Here is a 21,523-nt window from a genome sequence, read left to right on the forward strand (position 1 = left end):
TTAAACCTCAGCAGTACCGTCTTCTATCTGGTGCAAAGCACGGCGCAACAAGGCGTAGAAGCCATTAGTGCGCGATTGACTGAGGTGTTTACTAAGCCCCAACTCCTTAAAGAGCTGGGGCAGATCAAGCGCCCTAATTTCCTCCAGGGTACGCCCATCAATTTGGGAAAGAAGTAGGGCCCCAAGCCCTTTCACCACACGGCTATCACTATCAAGACCAAAATAATGGCGCCCCTCCCTCTCCTTGTGTACCAGCCAAGCCTCTGACTCACAGCCGCGTACCAGATTTTCCGGGTTGCGGATCTCAGGTTTCGCACTCACGACTTTGCTCCATAGTAAAAGTTCGCGGTAGCGCCCCTGCCAATTACGCTGGGATGTCAAGCGCTCCAACAATAACGTGGAAAAGTCATCCAGGTCCCAACTGTTACTCTCATCTTCCAGCCCCGAGGCGGACAGCTGCTGCACTTCACAGTAATCCTCAAGTGCTTGTAAAAAATCCCTAATATCACTATCTGTGTTATACGCCGCAACGGAAGCACGCACTGTCACCAGGTTACCACTAGCTCGCCCGAGTAGTTGCGCACAATGATGCCCCACACGCACGGCAATATCCCGCTCATCCAGCCAATGCATTAAATCAGCTGCACTGCCATACACTGGCACAAAAGCAACAATTCCCAGGTTGTGGTGCACCTGGCTAATCAGACGGAAGTTTGGCGAAGCCCTCAACTCGCGATGAAGCCAGCGTACAAGCTTCTGCTCATGCTCCTCCATCGCCCGGCGATCCTGTTGGGCGAGAAAGTCGATCGCAGCACCAAGACCGGCAAGCGCAGCCAGTGGCGATGTCCCCGCTTCAAACTTATGCGGCAAGCCGGCATAGCGACTGGTATGCAGTTCCACTTCTGAGATCATTTCACCCCCCCCCAGCCATGGGGGCATAGACTCCAAGACAGCCTCCCTTCCATAAAGGAAACCTACTCCGCTCGGCCCATAAAATTTATGGGCTGAACAAACAAAAAAATCACAGCCAATTTTCTGCACATCTATTTGTTCGTGGGCCGCCAACTGTGCACCGTCAACGATCCACATAATGTGTCTACGCCGCAACAATTGGCGGATCACTTCCAAGTCGGGTCGCAGGCCAATAGAGTTCGAGCCACCGGTCAGGGAAACCACCCGGGTGCGTTCGCTCAGCACTTCACCCAAACGGTCAAATTGTGGGATACCAGCAGTATGGGGGACAAAGCGCAAAGTCAGATGATACCGTTCCGCTGCCATTTGCCAGGGAACAATGTTGGCATGGTGCTCAGCAGTGGAAATAACAATTTCATCTCCAGGCTCCATGTCACTACAAAGACAGTGGGCAAGAAGGTTCAAGGCTTCAGTGGCGCCGCGACAAAATACAATTTCTCTCTCGCTGGCGGCATTCACAAACTGCGCAGCCTTCTTACGAACCTGCTCCACCATTTCAGTGGACTTCCGAGCTAGACGGTGGCTAGACCTATGAGTATTAGCACTGCTATGGATATAGTAATCACGCACGGCATTAATTACGGGCATCGGCTTTTGGGTTGTGGCCGCATTATCCAGATAAACCAGCCCAGCATTTTCTTCCTGGGCAAAAAGCGGGAACTGCTGCTTAAAGTGTTCTGCAGAAAAACTCATAAGGAAAATAAAATCTCAGTATTGTTTTGTGTCTTATCCGCAATGTCCTGCAGGGAGACACCGCGTAACTTAGCCAGCTCTGCGGCTATTAACGGCAGGTTTTCCGGACTGTTGCGCAACCCCTGCCTGCCCGAAATAGGCATGTCTGGCGCATCGGATTCAAGTACCAGGCTCTCAATGGGCAGCTGCGACACAGTTCGGCGGGTTTTCGCCGCGCGCGCATAAGTAATAGTGCCACCGATGCCCAAATAAAAACCCATTTTCCAGTAATCCATAGCCATCTGCTCACTGCCACTAAATGCATGGATCACACCTCCTCGGGGCAGGCGGAACTGTTTCAAGAGCTTCAGCACCTCATTGTGTGTCCGATGCACGTGCAATATCAGCGGTAATTCCAATTCACTGGCGACTTCCAGCTGTACTCTAAATACTGCTTCCTGAATTTCAATAGGCGTCTCAATAGCTGCATCAAGGCCACACTCTCCAACGGCAACACAATGATTCGAATTAAGGTAATCAGAAAGTGCCCGACCAAGCGCTTCAGGTTGAATCAGGCTCCCATCGGGGTTTGATTCTTTTGCTACCCACCATGGATGAATACCCGCAGCCCCGTACCATCCCGACTGGCTACCGGTCAAAGCTGTAAGTGGATGCCACTGTGCTCGGCAAACTCCCGGAATAATCAGGCGAGTTACTCCTGAATTAATACATCGCTGCCAGACTTGAGCGCGATCTGGTTGAAAGGCATCAAAATCAAAGTGGCAGTGGCTATCGATAAATTTCACGAGTGTATTCCCGGCTTTGTCTGCATCTTAGCATGGAGCCCTCCACTCGCCTCGAATGCCCTTTCCAGAGGAAAGCCCTCGATAACTGCGAGTTAGGAAAGAGAAAAAACCGGAAAAAGCCCTGTGAATGCCACCCTGGCATCTAGCACGAACCAAAAACTGTTTATTAAAGTTTGGTTGCTTGGGGACTGTCGTCTGCGGCTTGCTGGAACCCCTTTACTCTCAGTCCGGGCTCGGCTAAGTATCTGGAGAAAGAGCAGAGGCGACATTGAGAGCTACCATTACACAGCTGGCAGCTCATCAATATCAAAAATATGATATGACAGCAGTGGGAGTTAGCGTGACGCAGTCTGGGTTGACGTCGCTGCCCGTAAGGCTGCCGAATCCTCCAGCCAGAGAATTTCACCACTATCAACTTGGCTTCCAGTGACATCCGACAAGGTTTCACTCAAGCGCTGCAGGTTCTCATGCTCTAAAGCGGAGGTTTCAACCGGTACCTCCAGCCAAGCCTGTCCCTTTTCATCGACAACCTGACGCACCTCACCTTGCTCAACACTACTGACGTGCCGATCAACGACTGAACTCCTACCTGGCGGCAGGTAAATGGTACCGTTGGTAAAATCCACTGCAAAGGCCACAACCCCTGGAATAATACCAAAAAGCAGCGCTGCACCATCCAGTATTACTACAGCCGGATCAACACGCCCACCGGCCTGCCCCTTGCGCTCCGGATACAGAAAGTAACCACATGCGCTGAGGTTCATTAACATTGTCAACAAGCCGCTGAACACAATGCCACGTTTGATATTTCTATTCATGGCTTACCTCATTTATCTAATTGAATAATATTTCTGTAAGGTCATGGGCCCTCAAATTGAAGCTTGCCAACCCAACACGCTCTTAACGGGGCTATCGCCCCATTCAGCATGGACAGAAGATAACCAAATTTACGCCGATCTGCACCAAGGTACAACATTTGATCACCGAGACTGCCTAAACTTTAACCAGCACTAGCTGCGGTATGTCATGGAGAAGTATACGATTTCTGACAGTGTGGAGTGACGCACTTGTGATCAGGCCGGGCAGTGAGCAGTCGCCAGGGGTCCGACACCGGAAATTTCAGGGAGCAGTAGTCGTAGCAGGTGCCGCCAGGGATTGGCTAAAGCACGGTATCGAATTCGATACCGTGCTTTTTTATTATTGGCAGCGCGAAATCGCACCATAAAGTGGCGATATTCCCTTTCCTATTCCTGAAATATTCCCCATACCGCTGTATCCTGCGCCCAACAACAAGCGTGGAGCTCTCTAAATGTATATAACCAGTGCTTTTGACAGCGGCAATATCGAAGTCATCAATACTGATAGCAGCCCAATAGAACTGGCCATCCGCCAGGACAATAATTCTGATTTTTACCAGTGGTTCCACTTTCGCCTCGAAGGCGAAGTTGGGGCCAGCTACCCCTTGCGCATCGTCAATGCGGGCAAATCAGCATATCCGGAAGGCTGGGAGAACTATCGAGTATGTGCCTCATACGATAGACAAAACTGGTTCCGAGTCGGCGCCAACTATGACGGTAACACCCTCGATTTTACAGTTACCCTGGATGAACCAAGCATTTATATCGCCTATTTCGCCCCCTACTCCTGGGAGCGGCATCTGGACTTGCTGGCGTGGGCGCAGAGCAACGATCGGGTGAAAGTGCAAACCCTCGGTAAGACCCTCGACGAGCGCGACATGACCATGCTCACTATCGGAGATGCTGATACTGCCAAGCACCGGGTATGGATGATTGCTCGTCAGCACCCCGGAGAAACTATGGCCGAGTGGTTTGTAGAGGGCTTCCTTGAAGCATTGCTGGATGATGCCAACCCACAGGCCCAGAAGCTGCTCACTGACACCGTTTTCTATGTGGTCCCCAATATGAACCCCGATGGCAGTGTCCGCGGACATTTGCGCACCAATGCCGCTGGTGCCAACCTGAATCGCGAGTGGCTTAACCCAACGATGGAACGGAGTCCTGAAGTATTCCTGGTGCGAGAAAAAATGCTGGAAATTGGTGGGGATATTTTCTTAGATATTCATGGCGATGAAGCGCTTCCCTACAATTTTGTTGCAGCTTGTGAGGGTATTCCCGGCTACGATGAACGCCATGCGAAACTGGAGGAGACCTTCAAACAGGCCTATGAGGCCCTAAGCCCTGACTTCCAAACTGAGCATGGTTATGAGCTGGACAAGCCTGGCGAAGCCAACCTCACTATTGGCACCGCCTGGGCCGGCCACCAATTCCGCACCCTGGCACTAACTCTGGAAATGCCCTTTAAAGACAACGACAACCTCCCCGATCCCATAGAAGGCTGGTCACCAGCCCGCAGCCAACAGCTGGCCCGCGATATCCTGTACCCGATACGTGAAGTACTAAAAACCCTGAAGTAAAACCAGGTCACAAATGGCCCCGGCCGATACGGCCGGGAACCCACTTTCAAGGAAGCAAAACTCACTGCCTGGATATTAGTTTAGAGACATGGAGAAGAGTGGGCGCTATAGTTTTCGGCTTAATAAAAGACATTTCTTATTACATTAATTATTCAATGAATACAAACAAATCCACCCGCTCCAGGTAGGCTTTACGTACTGGATCCAGCTTACTCATGTTGGCGCAATAGTGAAGGCAACCTCTACGATTATTCACTTAGAACAAATATCAAAACACATTTACAATTAACTTCAATAGCATTCACTACGATGCACAAACTTTTGTACAGCAATCTCCAATGAGAAGATTTACCAACCCTTTTCGTTGACTGACTGCAACATAAAATTTTTAAATCACCCCAAACCGAAAACAGAAAACAGAAAACAGAAAACAGAAAACAGAAAACAGAAAACAGAAAACAGAAAACAGAAAACAGAAAACAGAAAACAGAAAACAGAAAACAGAAAACAGAAAACAGAAAACAGAAAATAGAAAACAGAAAACAGAAAACAGAAAACAGAAAACAGAAAAAATATTGAAAACTTACTGCGATTTTTTCAGTAGAAATATAACCATCAACAAAAGTAAAAAGGTAAATACCACCAACCCCCACATTACAGATTGAAAAGCACTCGCGAAAGACTGGTCAAACATTGTAACAACTTGGCTATGAAGCTGACTGGAAACTCCTGCGGCACTGTGGTCAACTCGCTCAGGATTCATTAATAGAGCTTGAATATACTTTTCAAAGCTATGTGACATAGCAATCCCATCTTCCTTTATCAACTGTAACAAGTTGTGCTTTTCCAACAACCGGAAAACAGTACCAGTAACAGCCAAACCAAGTGCAGCACCAATATTCTGAATACCCCACAGCATACCTGTGGCAATACCGGCACTATTCGCAGGCAGGGCACCTATTGCGATAGGCGCGGTAGCACTAAAGACAAAGCCCCAGGCAATACCAAAAGGAACAAAAGCCAACAATAAAGTAGTAAAGTTTGTTTGAGTAGAAAATTGCGTCATTACTATGGCCGCAATCAAAATACATATTACACCGATTAGTATCGGCGCAGCGGGACGTGAGTTTGTAGCCATTCGCCCTGCAAGCGGGGAGACTAATGCCATCACCAAAGTAATTGGTAGCAGTATCAATCCGGACATCACTGTTGTGTCCTGGCGAACAACGTGCAAGTAAAACGGCAACAGGAAAAATGCAGAAATCAAAAACACCAACAAACTAAAATTAGTCAGTATACAGGCAGAAAATAGAGCGTTTTTAAAGTAGGAAAAATGAATTAGCGGTTGCTCTAATTTGTTCTCAACCCTATACAGAAGCCAAAAACCAATAATAGAAACCCCCAATAGAACCAGAGCAGGCCAACTCATCCACCCGATTTGAGGCCCCTCCACCACCAGTAATACCAACGATCCAACACTTAGCGCGAGCAAAATCATACCGCGCCAATCTATATAGCTCTTTTCTGCATCCAGACACTGTGGGCTCTTCATCATAAAGAGCCCTACAACAACACTGACCAAGACAAAGGGAATATTAATAAAGAAAATAGAGCGCCAAGAAAAAAGATGGCACATTATTCCGCCCAATACAGGCCCAAGTGCAAAACCTATCGCCAAAATTGACATCCACCAGCCCATAGCAAAACCCGCTTCTTTCTCCACAAAGCTATGGGACAGTAACGCTATGTTATTTGGCACAATGATGGCGATAGCAACACCTTGTAAACCACGCCAGACAATCAACCACAATGGATCATTTGCCAACCCAGCCAATAGAGAAGCAACTGCTAGCAGTATCCATCCAACATTTAGCATTTTTAACGAACCAACAATATCCCCGAGACGCCCCATGCTCGCCATCAGGATACAGAGCATTAACATAAAGATATTGATTATCCATTGGGTCTGGACAAATGTAGCGCCGAGGCTTTGCTGAATAGTAGGGAGGGCAATACTGACTATGGTGTAGTCCAGGCCCAAGATAAAAGTAGCGGGAAAGGAACCCAGTAAAATAGTCCATTTGTTGAGTCGCTGCACCGCTCAATGCTCCACTTCGTTATTCCCAAATACCTGACTGGCGATAACAACCACCAAAGAATCAAGCATCTTCTAAGCCAATAATAATTGTAGGGGGTATTTATTGAGATAAGACTCATCCCACTTTCCCCACACAGTGGACTTTCTACCAATAAGCATAAAGGGCATATCACGACACGGGAGCCTTCACAAATAGCAATAAAAGTCCCCAGACAATCCCTTCTCATACACTAAAAAGTGAACGCTTAGTCAATACAAATACTGACCAATCAACAAGAGAAATTTGAGTTAACCGAAAAAACCAAAAATAGAATAACCAGTCACCACAAAACATTATCAACTCAATATTGGAACTTTCTATTCACGCAACCGCCCGGCAACCAAACCAACATCCCAAAAGCCAATAGTGCATTTCACTTTTTCTAGACAGGGAAATTTATCCATAGTAAAAACCCCAAAAATAATAAATAAATCTCTACTTCATACTCTCAAAAAAATAAACCAATAAAAATCAACAAGGCTGTTCATTTATTCAAAATACGAAGTAAATGAAACTGCTACTCAACCCCCAACTCCCCCGGAGAATAATAATGAAACGCACTATCATGCAGCTAATCCAGGCAACAGCTATTATCTCGCTGTTTGTTTGCTCCCCCCTTTGGGCAGATACCGTTACTGATTTTCAAAATAGCTGGACTGGTAAAGCTCTGGATCTACAACGGAAAATTGACAACCACACGCCTATGAGCGAGAACAATATTCTCGGTACGCACAATACCTACAATTCGGAAGTGTACCGGGCTTGTAACTTCTCTGTTGGTTGCCGCTACCTTGACCCCCAGCAGGAATATTCCATCAAGGATCAACTGCGGATGGGTGCCCGCTTTATAGAACTCGATGTTCATTGGACAGCGAAGATGGAGAGCCTTTTCTCCTACCCCAAACGCCTGCTGCTCTGTCATGGACTATGCAGCCTCAATGACAAGTATGCGACCGAAGGCTTCAATGAGGTAAGAGCCTGGCTCGAAGACAGCGCAAATCAGGATGAAGTCATTATTCTGTACATCGAAGATCACTCCGACGGTCGCCATCAGGATCTTTACAATCAGATTAACAGCCGTTTCGGCGATAGAATTTATTACAGTGGCGGCTGCAAAAGCATTCCAAACACCCTAACTAAAAATCAAGTACTGGCAGAGGGCAAACAGGTAATTTTGTGGAAAGATGGCGGCTGCTCTGGAAACAGTGATATGCAAAATATGGCATTCACTGGTCTCGGTGAAATTGGTCGAGTATGGGAAGACAGCACCACCATTGGCACCATTGGGGAAATTTTTAACGGCGGTATCAAGAGAATTACTGCCAATGATGTTCGCGAAGGCTTTGCCCTTGGCCGCAACATCATCAATCTAGACAATATGAATACTACCGATGGACGCATCGCAGCTGCCATCTGGTCATGGGACCAAAGCGAACCCAACAATCTTAATAATGAAGATTGCGCGATGCAGTGGGGTAATGGCCGCTGGAATGATGCCAATTGCAGCAACCAGTACAGCTTTGCCTGTAAGAATATGAATAATGGCAGCTGGCTGGTCAGCGCCTCCATCGGCCCCTGGTCCCACGGAGCCAATATTTGCCAGTCACTTGGTAGCGAGTATGTATTTGAGGTTCCCACTAACAGCCAGGACAACCAGGCTTTAAAAGCAGCTAAAGAAGCTACTGGTTACGACAAAGTTTGGGTCAACTACCAGGACCAAGCCAATGAGGGACAATGGCTCCGCAGCGAGTGAGCCTTAGGTAAATAAATATTTGGTAAAAAAAACTGAGTTCATATCCCTATTCTGGGCCCGCTTGCCTATGCAGCGGGCTCTTTTTATGCGGACCCCATTTGTACCGCCCACTCAGAGCTGTCGTTAGTTTAGTTGAAATGGGGCATAATCTATGCCTGAGCAAGACTCTCAGGACATAATTATGCGAATCCCTACCCTCTGGCGCCGCCTTGGCTTAACCATAGCCGTTGGCAGTGCACTTACCGCCTGTGGTAAAGGCAACCCCGAAGCTGCCAAACCGGAAGCAGATCACAGTGCAGCCCATGCTGAGCATCAGGCCGCTGAATCCAAGCTGTCCCTCAGCAAAGCTGAGCAGGCGCAAGTTGATGCCATAGCTGCTGATCTGCACAAGCATATTGCAATCCTAGCTTCCGACAAGTTCGAAGGGCGCGCTCCTGCCACAAAGGGTGAGGAGCTGACCGTTACTTACCTGGCAGAACAGTTCAAGGCCCTGGGCCTGGTACCCGGCGCCGTAGATGCCGCCGGCAAGCCAAGCTGGTTCCAGCAGGTGCCCATCGTGGAGATGGAGATAGAAGCCTCTCCCCTTAAATTCTCAGGAAATGGTTTCGAGCAGCAGCTGCAACCTATTGAAGACATGGTGACCTTCACCCAAAGGCAAACTGCAGCCTCCGCCCTGGATAACAGCGAGCTGGTATTTGTCGGCTACGGCATTGTCGCTCCTGAAAACAACTGGAACGATTACGCCGGCCTGGATATGAAGGGCAAGACAGCAGTCATTCTGGTCAACGATCCTGGTTACGCGACCAAGGGCAAAGCTCTGTTCAATGGCAATGCTATGACCTACTACGGTCGCTGGAGCTACAAATTCGAGGAAGCGGCCCGCCAGGGTGCTGACGGTGCAATCATCATCCACGAGACCGGGGCTGCGGGTTACCCATGGGAAGTGGTTAGCGGCTCCTGGTCCGGTGCGCAAGTCAGTCTCGAAGCTGAAAACAAGAATGCTGACCGTGTCGCTGTAGAGGCCTGGATGACTAACCAAGCCGCTAACGAGCTATTCAGCGCCGCTGGTCTGGATTTACAAAAGGAAATGGATGCAGCCAAAGCCCAGGGCTTCAAACCTAAGGCCCTTGGGGTAACTGCCAGTGTTCAGTTGAAAAACCGCCTGCAGAAATCCAACTCCCGCAACGTAGTGGCCAAACTACCCGGCACAAAGCACCCGGACGAAGTGGTTGTTTACACCGCACACTGGGATCACCTGGGTGTCAACAAGAACGCGGAAGGTGAGGACCGGATCTTTAACGGTGCCGTGGATAATGCAACAGGTACTGCCGGCCTGCTCGCTATGGCAGCCGAAGCTGTAAAACTGGATCGCCCGGAACGCTCACTACTGTTCGTAGCTGTGACTGCTGAAGAGTCCGGCCTGCTCGGCTCCAAATACTACGCTGAAAAGCCTGTAGCCCCCCTGGAGAAAACGGTTGCCGGTATCAATTTTGATGCAATGAATGTTCTGGGCCCAGCCCGTGACATCACCGTGATTGGTTACGGTAGCAGCGAGCTTGAACAGCTGCTGGAAGTTTCTGCCAAAGGCCAAGGTCGCTACCTGGCTCCGGAAGAGCACCCAGAGCGCGGCTACTTCTATCGCTCAGATCACTTCAGCCTGGCGAAGAAAGGCGTGCCCATGCTGTATTTCGATTCCGGAACAGACAACTTTGAGCATGGCCGCGAATGGGCCCAGGCGAAAGGCAATGAGTACGTTAGCCAGCACTATCACAAGCCTGGCGACGAGTACGACCCCTCCTGGAACCTCAAAGGTTCTGCTATGGATCTGCAGCTGGGTCTGAAACTCGGCTTAGAACTGGCCAACAGCCGAGACTGGCCCAACTGGTATGAGGGTAACGAGTTCCGTGCGATTCGCGATGCAAGTGCAGAGTCACGCAAATAACTGGTAACCTCCCTTTATTCGCGGCGGCACCCCAGGGCTGCCGCGACCTTCTCTCCCCTTTTACTTACACAACCCTCTCTCTCAGTCTTGGTCTCCTCCTGCAAAACCATCTACTAACCCGGCACAGTTAAAAATAAAAAAGCCCCACCGTTTCCAGTGAGGCTTAAAGAAAATAGCTAACCGGGACTTCACCCGGCTAAGCACTATGCGCTAACGGCTTCCAGCTTTTTCAATTCCTCATCGCGCAGTTCACGGCGCAGGATTTTACCCACATTCGTTTTGGGCAAGTCTTCGCGGAATTCCACTTGCTTGGGCACCTTGTAGGCAGTCATATTTTCACGACAGAAAGCAATAACTTCATCTTCAGTCAGAGACGAGTCGGCTTTCACCACAAACAGTTTTACCTGCTCACCGCTCTTTTCATCGGGCACACCAATCGCTGCAGCTTCAGTGACTTTCGGGTGGGCACTCACTACATCTTCAATTTCGTTGGGGTACACATTAAAGCCGGACACAATAATCATGTCCTTTTTGCGATCTACAATTTTGATGTAACCATCATCCTGTATAACCGCCATATCCCCGGTATTCAACCAGCCCTCACTATCGATAGTATCCGCAGTTGCCTCCGGACGCTGCCAGTAACCTTTCATTACCTGAGGACCGCGCACGCAAAGCTCACCGGGAGAATTATTCGGCAGGTCATTACCATTTTCATCAACCACTTTGACTTCAGTACCCGGCACCGGGATACCAACAGTACCTAACTGAACACCATCGGTAGGGTTGAAGGACACAACAGGGGAAGTCTCGGTCATACCATAGCCTTCCATTACCACACAGCCGGTCATCTCTTCCCAACGCTTGGCCGTATCTCGGGTCAGAGCCATACCGCCGGAAGCTGTGGAATGCAGTTTACTGAAGTCCAGCTCAGCAAACTCCTTGTTACGCATCAAACCATTAAACAGGGTATTGAGGCCGACAAAACCAGTGAAACGCTGACCTTTTAGCATTTTTACAAAACCGGGAATATCGCGCGGGTTCGGAATCAGCAGCGAGTGATTGCCAGTCGAGAAGAGACACATGCAGTGAATGGTAAAAGCGTAAATATGGTAAAGGGGCAAAGGCGCGATATAGTATTCCTCACCCTCTTTCATGCCACTGCCAAACGCTTCGCGCACCTGCTCCATATTCGCAACCAGGTTGCGGTTGGTGAGCATAGCGCCCTTAGCCACGCCAGTAGTACCGCCTGTGTATTGCAACACGGCAATATCATCCGGTGTGCGCTCAGCATCCTGCTGCGGTTGCTGGGCACCGAGAGTCATAACCTCACGGAAGGACACCTGGTTGGCGAAGGAAAACTCCGGCACCATTTTCTTAATGTACTTGGCAACGCTATTTATCAACGTGCGCTTGAGCGGACTGTGCAGGTCCGCAATCTCAGTAACAATTACTTCTTCCACGCCGGTTTCCGCAACCACTGCAGAAGCAGTATCGGCAATATTGGCCAGGACGATTAACGCCTTGGCTCCGGAATCATTTAGCTGGTGCTTTAACTCACGCTGGGTATACAACGGGTTAGTATTAACCACCACGAGGCCCGCACGCAGGGCACCAAAAACCACTACAGGATACTGCAGTACATTGGGCAGCTGGACGGCGATGCGATCACCCGGCTTTAAATTTGTATGATTTTGCAGATAGGACGCAAACTTCGCGCTCAGAGTGTCAATATCGCCAATCGTCAGAGTTCGTCCCAGGCAGGTAAAAGCCGGTCGGTCACCAAATTTGGCGCAAGCGCCCTTAAAAACATCGAGTATGCTGCGTTCAATGTCCAACTCTCTTCTCCCATTCCTGATTGTTGTTGTCGCTTGCTCTCATCTTCCGTCCTTATAGACGAAACCTGCCATCTAAAGGCGCCAGCGAGAATTTATTTATTGTTTGTAGTATCTTGCGAGATAGTGAAAAAGAGGCGCTTTCATGCCTCTCCAAACATATCTCCCTTTTTACTCCGCGCAGGAAATAAACCTGCCAAGGCCGCCGCCAGCTCTCTATCCCCCGTGTACTGAACGTCCCCCAAGAGAAAGGCATGGCGCGCGTTTAAATGACCATCCAATATTGCTTTGAGCGTTTGGTTAGCCATTTCTAATATTAGTGCCGGCTGTTCTGCTTGTCCGAATTCGGATACCACCTCAAGGTCATTGGCACTACCAGTGATATAAACAAAAAAATCACAGGCGTCCGGCAGCCGAAACTGTACCCGAGCAAGTGGGTGCAAACAAGCTAGACGCCGAAGGCGCTGCTGCACTGAATCCGGCAATTGCATCGGAATCTCTCCGTTATTAACCACTACGGCGCCGGTAAAAAAAACCGCCGGTAAGAACCGGCGGTTTTTTTACTGGGAGTGGAATTAGAACGCAAAATGCTCAGCGTCCAGATCCATTAGGTTGGTCGCACCACTAAGCATGGTCGCTGCGTGGCTGGCGGTACGTGGCAGAATACGCTCGAAGTAGAAACGCGCAGTCTTCAGCTTGGCCTGGTAGAAATCTGCTTCAGCGGTACCTTCTGCAAGTTTCTCATTGGCCAGTTTGGCGGCACGGGCCCACAAGTAACCGAGTACGGTATAACCGGAGAACATCAGGTAGTCGACAGAAGCCGCACCAACTTCATCCGGGTTTTCCATTGCTTTACCACCAACATGCAGGGTCAAATCGCCCCACTGCTTGTTCAGCTCCTGCAGCTTGGTCACGAAAGGTGCAAGCGCTTCATTATCAATTTCCGCCTGGCAGAACTTGTGTACCTTCTTGGTGAAACCGCGCAGCAGTTCGCCCTGAGTCATCAGCACCTTGCGGCCCAGCAGGTCGAGAGCCTGAACACCGGTAGTGCCCTCATAGATAGTAGAGATACGTGCATCACGTACATTTTGCTCCATACCCCACTCGGCAATGTAACCGTGGCCACCAAAGCACTGCAGGCCCAGGTTGGCAGACTCAAGGCCGGCTTCAGTGATAAATGCTTTGGCAATCGGCGTCAGGAAAGCCAGCTGGTCTTCAGCTTCTTTCTTAGCAGCCTCGTCACCCTTGTGGGTAATGTCTACCAGCAGCGCACAGTTGGCAACCAGCATGCGGCTGCCTTCAGCGATAGCCTTTTGGGTCAACAGCATACGGCGAACATCGGGGTGTACGATGATCGGATCAGCCGGGCCTTCAGGGTTCTTGGCGCCGGACAGGGAGCGCATTTGCAGACGGTCCTTGGCGTAAGCCAGGGACTTCTGGAAGCCGATTTCTGAGTGAGCAAGACCCTGCAGAGCCGTACCCAGGCGCGCGGTATTCATAAAGGTGAACATATAGTTCAGGCCTTTGTTGGGCTCGCCAATCAAAAAGCCTTTTGCACCGTCAAAGTTCAAAACTGCAGTGGCATTACCGTGAATACCCATTTTGTGTTCCAGGGAACCACACACAACGCCGTTGCGCTCACCGACAGAACCATCAGCATTAGGTACAAACTTGGGCACGATAAACAGGGAGATACCCTTGGTGCCAGCCGGCGCATCCGGAAGGCGCGCCAGTACGATATGCACGATGTTTTCAGTCATGTCGTGCTCACCGGCAGAAATAAAGATTTTGGTACCGGTAATTGCGTAGGAGCCGTCTCCGGTGGGCTCAGCTTTGGTACGCAAGATACCCAGATCAGTACCGCAGTGAGGCTCGGTCAGGCACATGGTGCCAGTCCAGCTACCCTCAACCAGCTTGGTCAGGTAAACGGCCTTCTGCTGATCGGTACCATGCTCTTCCAGGGTATTCATGGCGCCGTGGGACAGGCCCGGGTACATGCCCCAAGACCAGTTAGCGATACCCACCATTTCGCTCATGATGGTGCCCAGAGAGGGCGGCAGGCCCTGACCGCCATACTCGGGATCGTGGGGCAATGCCGGCCAGCCAGCTTCTACGAACTGTTGATAGGCTTCTTTAAAACCTTCCGGGGTGGTGACCTCACCGTCTTTCCAGGTACAACCCTGCTGGTCGCCAACCTGATTCAGCGGTGCCAGTACGTTTTCACAGAACTTCGCACCCTCTTCCAGGATGGCATCTACGACATCAGGAGTCGCCTCCTCAAATCCAAGTGACTCGTAATGCTTGTCTGAGTCCAGCATCTCGCGCATGACGAAACGCATATCACGCAGTGGCACTTTGATATCGGTCATCCTGATACCCTCAATTTGTTTATGTTTAGGACCAAGCGCAAAACTGGCCGGTCATAGTTGTGACTAATTACTAGGATTTGTTCATCATAGTAGTAAGCCGGCAGCCCTCTCTATGGCTAAATCCGTCCAAAGCGGTGACAAATCGAGGCGGGAATTCGAAAAAATGTGACCAACCCGGTCAAATATCCAGGCCGGCAGCGGCGCGACCGCCCCGCCGATACTCACCTGGCGTGATACCTGTCCACTTCTTAAACGCGCGAAAAAATGCACTGGATTCGTCGAAGCCAAGCATCTCGGCAATCTGTCCATTAGACAGGTCTGGGCAGCTTAAATAGTGAAAAGCAGCCTCCATGCGACACTCATCCTTCAGTTTCTGATAGGAAGTCCCTTCCTGCTGCAATCGACGGCGCAGGGTTGTCACAGACATATTGAGGCGATCTGCCACCGCCTCCGCTGCAGGCATGGATTCACTCACATCCCGATTCAGGATGGTTTTCACTTTTGTTTTGATACTGTTCGCGCTGCCGTCGCTGATCACCAGGTGGTAGGGCGCGGTACGGATAAAATCCTCGACCATCTGCGGGCTCTGCACAACAGGATACTCGAGATAGCGCGTATCGTATTCGAGGGCATTAAATGGCTGCTCGAACAGTAACTCATCAGCCTCGCTCTGGGCCAGGCTGCGGAATTCTTCCGGGCACGGGAATGAAAAGTGCAGACGCGCTAAGGGCACCTCGCGCCCGGCAAGCCAGCAATAGAAGCGGTGCCAAACCGCCAAAGTTGTGCGCACCACACTGGGACTGGTGGAGGCTAACAGCTGATCAAACTCGCCTTCCTCCAAAGAAGAAATGCCATGAATCTCTACCCTCACACGCCCGGAGGGGTCTCCCTCAAGCACGGGCTTCACCTTAAAGCCCCTACAGATCTCCATAAACTCGGCACACAGTGTGATCGCTTGACGCAAAGTCGCGCAATTTACCACTGCCAGACACAGTAAGCGGAAAGAGCCTGAGCGCACACGCCCACCACTGAGCATGCCAAACCACTCATTTTGGGCCAGCCACATTACCCTCTGGTACAGCCGGCCGTACCTGATCGCGGAGAAAGCGGCAACGCCCTCAAGCTCGGCTTCATCAATGCCGACTGAGTTGAGTAACTCTTTGCGATCGCAACCATGGCGAATCGCCTCCTCCAGCAAACGCTCCAGGTAGGCAATCGGTATGCGGATATCCTCTTCTGACGCCATCTATCTACTTTCGCCTGCGCAGCCAGTTCAACAAAGCCCCAAACCCCATCGCAACTACAATAATGACAAACAGCACTACCAGAAGAAGTAGGAAGTAGTACACAACGTCTCTGACAGGCAGGTCCCAGCTATAAATCGCTGCCACGACAAATGCGACACAGGCAAGTACGCTGGTAATAAAGGAGCGGCGACTTTTATTGGCCATGGTGATCTGAATAAATTGATTGTAAAACCGGTGAGATTACCACTTTCTGTGGCGCTACCATTGTATTGTCGGTCTCAGGTACCGACGCGGCGTCGAATCGTGAGGGATTGGCAGGTATCTGTCAACGCCGCAGGAGGCGAGGATGCCCAGAAGAATGCTGGAACCCGAGGATCAGGCCACCCTGTTGCGCCTATTTCGCTGGATGATGTGCATGACAGCGATTATCACCCTAATCATGCTGGGCATCGCCATATTTGCCTGAAACCCAGTTACTCACCGACCAAACCGCCCTTCGCCAGGTGCGCAGGATCCAAAAGATCTTCAAGGGTCTTGCGGTCAAGATCAGTCATTTCCAAAGCTACATCCAATACTGGCCTGCCGCTGCTGTAGGCGGCCTTGGCAATCTCCGCTGCCTTAAGATAACCAATTACAGGATTTAGCGCCGTCACCAATATAGGGTTGCGTCCCAACATCTCCTCTATGTGCGCCCGGTTTATCGTAAAGCCAGCGATAGCACGGTCCGCTAGCAGAAGTGATGCATTGGCAAGCAGATGGATACTTTCGAGCAAGGTACTGGCCACTAGTGGCAACATAACATTTAACTGGAAGTTACCGCTCTGCCCGGCCACGGTAATCGTGGTGTCATTACCCATCACCCGCGCAGCTACCATGGCCGCCGACTCGGCAATTACCGGATTAACCTTTCCCGGCATAATACTGCTACCCGGTTGCAGGGCCTTAAGTGCTATCTCAGTTACTCCGGCCAGGGGACCACTATTCATCCAGCGTAGATCGTTGGCGATCTTCATCATCGCCACCGCCAGTACCTTGAGCTGACCAGACAGCTCTACTGACGTATCCTGACTTGAGATAGCGGCAAACAGGTTGTCTGCGGGGCGAAACTGTTGTGAGGTGTGAGCGCTGAGCTTTTGTGCAAACAGCTCGGAAAAATCCGGGTGGGCATTTAGCCCTGTGCCGATTGCAGTCCCCCCCTGGGCCAGCTGCGCCAGGCGCGGTATGGTCCCACGGATCCGCTCACGGCAGTCCTCTACCTGCGCTGCCCAGGCTCCCACTTCCTGTGCCATGGTCATAGGCACCGCATCCATCAGGTGAGTGCGGCCGGTTTTGACCACACTTTGCACTTCCTCCGCCTTATCACACAAGCGGGTATGTAAGTGGCGCAAGGCGGGCAACAATTTATCGCGCACCGCAAGCAGCGCAGAGACATGTATTGCCGTGGGGATTACGTCATTACTGCTCTGGCTCATATTGACGTGATCATTAGGACTGATAGCGAGCCCATTACCCTTACCGGCCAGGTGTGCCAACACCTCGTTAACGTTCATATTCGAGCTGGTGCCCGAGCCAGTCTGGTAAATATCCACTGGGAAGTGAGCGGCAAACTCCGGATCGCCAAGACTGTCGCAGGCAGCGATTATCGCCGCTGCTCGCGCTTTATCCAGCAGCCCCAAGTCTCGATTTGCCTCGGCCGCCGACTTCTTAATCAGCACTACAGCCTGAATAAACTCTGTCGGTAGACCCTTGCCACTGACTGGGAAATTTTCCACCGCACGCTGCGTTTGGGCCCCGTAGAGCGCTGCCTGCGGCACCTGGATTTCACCGAGGCTGTCCTTTTCAGTGCGGAATTTGTCGCTCATTGCTCTTCCTCAAGGTGTACCAAGGCACACCGGTGACCATCGTTTTATGCCGTGGATCACTCTACTTCGATAGTGATCTTCTTGGACATCACCGGCTTTTCATGGGGTACATGCATGTAATTACCCAGTACCAGCTGCAAAGTATGTTTACCTGGCGGCAAAGTGACCTGGGTCTCTGTCTGGCCACCGCCGAAGTGGATAATGTTCTCACTCGCAGGTAGCGGCTTACTCATATCCGGCATTTCATCCACGTCGATCAGCAGATGGTGGTGCCCGGTATTTTCACTATCCACTCCAGCCGGAGCCACCCCCATACCGGACAAACCAAACTTCACAGTAAATGTCCGAGGAACCTTCTCGCCATCCTTGGGGGAAATAATATAGAGTTTGGCATTCTCCGGCGCCTTGCTGGCCATATCGGTTTTGGATTCATGCTCCGCCGCGTGTAACAACGGCGACAGCATCAGGGCGCTGGCAAAGAGTAGAGAGCTTGCTTTGATCATGATCATTCCTTCCTGATAAGGCGCCCCAGGCGCCAATTCTTATAATCCGGCTTTATTGCCAATCATTGGCTTTGTTATTGCCAAATGACAGAGGCACTTTACCAGACCATCGTTTCACTGAAAGGCATTCACTGGGAATATAGTTGCCGAATCGAACCAGTACATCAAAATCTGTGACTCTAGTAGTGCAACAGCGACTGTGCCAGCTGGATAGCTGGCGATAGAGAAAATATTAGCTGACGGGATTATTAAAAGGATTAGCCAGAGAGCCTCGGCTGTAAATTCTTAGACACTGACACGCCCTTCCTGGGTCCACTCGCAGCGCACCTGCATATCGCCACTACCCGGCTCATGATAGAGGCCGGCTGCCTCCCAGCTAAAAGAGTGGACTCCCGACAACTCAGTTTCCAAATGTACAGTTGCCGACACCCAGTACATGCTTTTCAGCAGCTCTTCAAACTTCTGAATCCACATATCCCACTCATACTCCACGGCCCGGTATGAGGCACCGAAATGAATTACGTCAGTTTGGTACTGGGACTGCTTTACCTTGATGGTAGGGATGGAAAACATATCGCGACAGAGAAAAGGCCACTCATCGGCACTAGGTAAGGCCAGGACCGCATTGCGGTTAACCCGGCGACGTTCACTGCCGCCGCTAAGACTATTGCTGTCTTTGATACAACCGTAAACTATGGATTCCTGATCGCCCTGAAGCATTAATTCCATTCCTTACCACAGCGCCACCGGACATCAGGTACCCAGGGCAAAAAAGATCTTGGAGATGCACTTTAACGGCGAAGCGGCAAGAAAGCCATAACTCCGCGGGCGATCATTTATGTTGAGCGGGAATTAACGGAAAACGCGGGTACTGTTTCACAGCACCCACGAGGCGGAAGTTATATTTCAAAGCCCCTCTGGCGCAGCATTTCCATTAAACCCTCCTCATCCATTACCGGAATGTTAAGCTCCCGCGCTTTGTTCAGCTTTGAGCCCGCTCCCGGGCCCGCCACAACATGATGAGTTTTTGCTGACACACTACCAGCCACCTTGGCTCCAAGACGCTGCAAGTAGTCTTTGGCTTCACTTCGGGAAAGGGTTTCGAGTTTTCCGGTGAGCACCCAGGTCTGCCCTGATAGAGGTTGCTCCTCACCACCCGTTTCCTCCGCTGGCCAATGTACTCCAGCCTGGCGTAGAGCTTCGATTTCCTCTTGAGCATGGGTCTGCTGGAAAAACTCAGCAACGAAGTGAGCTACTGTCGGGCCGACATCATCTACTTCCTGTAAAGCCTCTTCATCAGCAGCCATCAATGCTTCCAGAGTGCCAAAATACCGCGCCAGATTTCGCGCAGTCGCCTCACCGACTTCGCGTACCCCCAATGCATAGAGGAACTTCGGCAGAGTGGTATCTTTACTGCGCTCCAGCGCATCCAACAGATTTTGCGCGGACTTTTGCCCCATACGCTCGAGACCCGCCAACTGTTCGAGTTCAAGGTGATAGAGCCCGGAAACAGAATGCAGCAGCCCCTCATCCACCAGTTGCTCCACCAATTTGTCTCCGAGACCGTCAATATCCATGGCCTTGCGCGAGGCGAAATGTCTGATGGCCTGCTTGCGCTGGGCGCTGCAAATCAAACCACCGCTACAGCGGGCTACGGCTTCACCGGGTGTCGACTCAACAGGCGAATCACATACCGGACAGTGCGTGGGAAATTCAATTGCCTTGGCATCCTTCGGCCGCTTCGTCTCCACCACCGAAACTACCTGCGGAATTACATCACCAGCACGGCGAATAACGACAGTATCGCCAATCATAACTCCGAGGCGCTGAATTTCATCGCGGTTATGCAGAGTTGCGTTGGAGACGGTAACCCCACCGACAAATATCGGTTTTAACCGAGCTACCGGTGTTACCGCACCTGTGCGCCCCACCTGGAATTCCACATCGAGAAGCTCGGTCATTTCTTCCTGGGCAGGAAATTTATAAGCCATAGCCCAGCGAGGTGCCCGAGCCACGAAGCCCAATCGCCGTTGAAGGGGTATGCTATTAACCTTAAATACAATACCGTCGATATCGTAAGGCAGGCTCTCGCGCTTCTCCCCCAGCTCTTTGTGATAATCGATACAAGCCTGGATATCTTCTGCCACACGCATCTCGCTATTAATGCGAAACCCCCATTGCCCCAACAATTCCAGAGTTGCTATATGCTCCTCCGGCAGGCGCGCCCCCTCTACCAGCCCGGTACCATAGGCGCAAAGTTCTAATGGGCGCAGGGCGGTGATACGGGAGTCAAGTTGACGCAAACTACCGGCTGCGGCATTGCGCGGATTGACGAACAACTTTTCACCCGCTGCGGCAGCCTTGCGATTCAGCTCGGCAAATCCCGCCTTGGGCATATAAATCTCACCGCGCACTTCCAGAACAGCGGGAAACCTGGCAACCCCTTTTGCCTGACGCAAGCGCAATGGCACCGAACCCACCGTTCGCACATTTTGTGTAATATCCTCGCCGGTGGTGCCATCACCACGGGTAGCCGCGCGCTGGAGAACACCATCTCGGTACAAAAGGCTGATAGCAATACCATCGAGCTTTGGCTCACAGGCATATTCAATTGGCCCCCGGCTATTCAATCGCTCGCATACCCGGCGATCAAATTCCACCAACTCTTCATCATTAAATGCATTGTCGAGCGAAAGCATCGGCACTTCATGGCGTACCTCGGCAAAGGAGGACAGGGGCTCAGCACCAACCCGCTGGGTAGGCGAATCTGCAGTCTGCAGTTCAGGAAACTGCTGTTCAATATCCTGCAATTCCCGCAAACGTCGATCATATTCCGCATCCGGCAGCTCCGGATCATCCAATACGTAATACTGGTAATTCGCTCGCTGGAGCAGTTCGTGCAACTCCTGCACCCGATCGCGGGTCTGCTTGGGAATAGTTTGTATGGTCATCAACAATTCAATTGAAAAACAGGTTAAAAAAAGAAATTT

General features: G+C 50.9%; 16 protein-coding genes. 3 read left to right on the forward strand and 13 right to left on the reverse strand.

Annotated features, from left to right (window positions below; translation table 11 throughout):
* The 3 genes from ACJJIP_RS13165 to ACJJIP_RS13175 all read right to left on the reverse strand — a co-directional run bounded on the left by ACJJIP_RS13165 (position 1) and on the right by ACJJIP_RS13175 (position 3,268).
* On the reverse strand, positions 1-1,665 hold the full coding sequence (locus ACJJIP_RS13165; RefSeq protein WP_444945315.1) for an aminotransferase class V-fold PLP-dependent enzyme: 1,665 nt from the start codon (positions 1,663-1,665) through the stop codon (positions 1-3).
* Positions 1,662-2,450, reverse strand: a complete 789-nt coding sequence (locus tag ACJJIP_RS13170) for a TatD family hydrolase (RefSeq protein ID WP_444945316.1) — start codon at positions 2,448-2,450, stop codon at positions 1,662-1,664. Before ACJJIP_RS13170 ends, ACJJIP_RS13165 begins: the two co-directional genes overlap by 4 nt.
* A 335-nt stretch (positions 2,451-2,785) precedes the next feature.
* Complete coding sequence (locus ACJJIP_RS13175) at positions 2,786-3,268, reverse strand: hypothetical protein (RefSeq protein WP_020414797.1); 483 nt, start codon at positions 3,266-3,268, stop codon at positions 2,786-2,788.
* Positions 3,269-3,759: 491 nt separating this feature from the next.
* Here ACJJIP_RS13175 and ACJJIP_RS13180 point away from each other — a divergent pair, with 491 nt between their 5' ends.
* Entirely contained in the window at positions 3,760-4,884 is a 1,125-nt protein-coding gene (locus ACJJIP_RS13180; RefSeq protein ID WP_020414795.1) for a M14 family metallopeptidase, read from the forward strand.
* A gap of 583 nt (positions 4,885-5,467) precedes the next feature.
* Here ACJJIP_RS13180 and ACJJIP_RS13185 read toward each other — a convergent pair.
* On the reverse strand, positions 5,468-6,982 hold the full coding sequence (locus tag ACJJIP_RS13185; RefSeq protein WP_444945317.1) for an MFS transporter: 1,515 nt from the start codon (positions 6,980-6,982) through the stop codon (positions 5,468-5,470).
* A 590-nt stretch (positions 6,983-7,572) separates the two neighbouring features.
* On the opposite strand from ACJJIP_RS13185, the gene ACJJIP_RS13190 reads away from it, so the two are divergent.
* Positions 7,573-8,775: a phosphatidylinositol-specific phospholipase C domain-containing protein gene (locus ACJJIP_RS13190; RefSeq protein WP_444901875.1), complete on the forward strand. Its 1,203-nt coding sequence runs from the start codon at positions 7,573-7,575 to the stop codon at positions 8,773-8,775.
* Positions 8,776-8,956: 181 nt separating this feature from the next.
* Complete coding sequence (locus ACJJIP_RS13195; protein ID WP_444945318.1) at positions 8,957-10,717, forward strand: M28 family metallopeptidase; 1,761 nt, start codon at positions 8,957-8,959, stop codon at positions 10,715-10,717.
* Between the two features lie 203 nt (positions 10,718-10,920).
* Here ACJJIP_RS13195 and ACJJIP_RS13200 read toward each other — a convergent pair whose 3' ends face one another.
* From ACJJIP_RS13200 to ligA, 9 genes are all read right to left on the reverse strand, one after another.
* Complete coding sequence (locus ACJJIP_RS13200) at positions 10,921-12,555, reverse strand: AMP-binding protein (protein ID WP_020414791.1); 1,635 nt, start codon at positions 12,553-12,555, stop codon at positions 10,921-10,923.
* Positions 12,556-12,695: 140 nt separating this feature from the next.
* Positions 12,696-13,043: an SCP2 sterol-binding domain-containing protein gene (locus tag ACJJIP_RS13205; protein WP_020414790.1), complete on the reverse strand. Its 348-nt coding sequence runs from the start codon at positions 13,041-13,043 to the stop codon at positions 12,696-12,698.
* 84 nt (positions 13,044-13,127) lie between these two features.
* On the reverse strand, positions 13,128-14,921 hold the full coding sequence (locus tag ACJJIP_RS13210; RefSeq protein WP_444945319.1) for an acyl-CoA dehydrogenase C-terminal domain-containing protein: 1,794 nt from the start codon (positions 14,919-14,921) through the stop codon (positions 13,128-13,130).
* 178 nt (positions 14,922-15,099) lie between these two features.
* A complete protein-coding gene (locus tag ACJJIP_RS13215) occupies positions 15,100-16,167 on the reverse strand; it encodes an AraC family transcriptional regulator (protein ID WP_020414788.1) in 1,068 nt (355 codons plus the stop codon).
* Positions 16,168-16,171: 4 nt separating this feature from the next.
* On the reverse strand, positions 16,172-16,372 hold the full coding sequence (locus ACJJIP_RS13220) for a hypothetical protein (RefSeq protein ID WP_020414787.1): 201 nt from the start codon (positions 16,370-16,372) through the stop codon (positions 16,172-16,174).
* 269 nt (positions 16,373-16,641) lie between these two features.
* Positions 16,642-18,030, reverse strand: coding sequence for a class II fumarate hydratase (locus ACJJIP_RS13225; protein ID WP_444945320.1), 1,389 nt, complete (start codon positions 18,028-18,030; stop codon positions 16,642-16,644).
* Between the two features lie 56 nt (positions 18,031-18,086).
* Complete coding sequence (locus ACJJIP_RS13230) at positions 18,087-18,533, reverse strand: DUF4399 domain-containing protein (RefSeq protein WP_020414784.1); 447 nt, start codon at positions 18,531-18,533, stop codon at positions 18,087-18,089.
* A 285-nt stretch (positions 18,534-18,818) separates the two neighbouring features.
* The gene (locus ACJJIP_RS13235; RefSeq protein ID WP_020414783.1) at positions 18,819-19,253 is read right to left on the reverse strand and encodes a hypothetical protein; all 435 of its coding nucleotides are present in this window, start codon (positions 19,251-19,253) and stop codon (positions 18,819-18,821) included.
* 179 nt (positions 19,254-19,432) lie between these two features.
* Complete coding sequence (gene ligA / locus ACJJIP_RS13240; RefSeq protein ID WP_444946926.1) at positions 19,433-21,484, reverse strand: NAD-dependent DNA ligase LigA; 2,052 nt, start codon at positions 21,482-21,484, stop codon at positions 19,433-19,435.
* Positions 21,485-21,523: the final 39 nt, after the last annotated feature.

This window comes from Microbulbifer variabilis, assembly GCF_052467165.1.

What these genes read in the sequence shown, in the direction of transcription:
- ACJJIP_RS13235 (WP_020414783.1), bottom strand. Translation starts at nt 19,253, where the DNA reads ATGCTTCAGGGCGATCAGGAATCCATAGTTTACGGTTGTATCAAAGAC.
- ACJJIP_RS13230 (WP_020414784.1), bottom strand. Translation starts at nt 18,533, where the DNA reads ATGATCAAAGCAAGCTCTCTACTCTTTGCCAGCGCCCTGATGCTGTCG.
- ACJJIP_RS13165 (WP_444945315.1), bottom strand. Translation starts at nt 1,665, where the DNA reads ATGAGTTTTTCTGCAGAACACTTTAAGCAGCAGTTCCCGCTTTTTGCC.
- ligA (WP_444946926.1), bottom strand. Translation starts at nt 21,484, where the DNA reads ATGACCATACAAACTATTCCCAAGCAGACCCGCGATCGGGTGCAGGAG.
- ACJJIP_RS13190 (WP_444901875.1), top strand. Translation starts at nt 7,573, where the DNA reads ATGAAACGCACTATCATGCAGCTAATCCAGGCAACAGCTATTATCTCG.
- ACJJIP_RS13175 (WP_020414797.1), bottom strand. Translation starts at nt 3,268, where the DNA reads ATGAATAGAAATATCAAACGTGGCATTGTGTTCAGCGGCTTGTTGACA.
- ACJJIP_RS13205 (WP_020414790.1), bottom strand. Translation starts at nt 13,043, where the DNA reads ATGCAATTGCCGGATTCAGTGCAGCAGCGCCTTCGGCGTCTAGCTTGT.
- ACJJIP_RS13225 (WP_444945320.1), bottom strand. Translation starts at nt 18,030, where the DNA reads ATGAGCGACAAATTCCGCACTGAAAAGGACAGCCTCGGTGAAATCCAG.
- ACJJIP_RS13215 (WP_020414788.1), bottom strand. Translation starts at nt 16,167, where the DNA reads ATGGCGTCAGAAGAGGATATCCGCATACCGATTGCCTACCTGGAGCGT.
- ACJJIP_RS13195 (WP_444945318.1), top strand. Translation starts at nt 8,957, where the DNA reads ATGCGAATCCCTACCCTCTGGCGCCGCCTTGGCTTAACCATAGCCGTT.
- ACJJIP_RS13220 (WP_020414787.1), bottom strand. Translation starts at nt 16,372, where the DNA reads ATGGCCAATAAAAGTCGCCGCTCCTTTATTACCAGCGTACTTGCCTGT.
- ACJJIP_RS13210 (WP_444945319.1), bottom strand. Translation starts at nt 14,921, where the DNA reads ATGACCGATATCAAAGTGCCACTGCGTGATATGCGTTTCGTCATGCGC.
- ACJJIP_RS13180 (WP_020414795.1), top strand. Translation starts at nt 3,760, where the DNA reads ATGTATATAACCAGTGCTTTTGACAGCGGCAATATCGAAGTCATCAAT.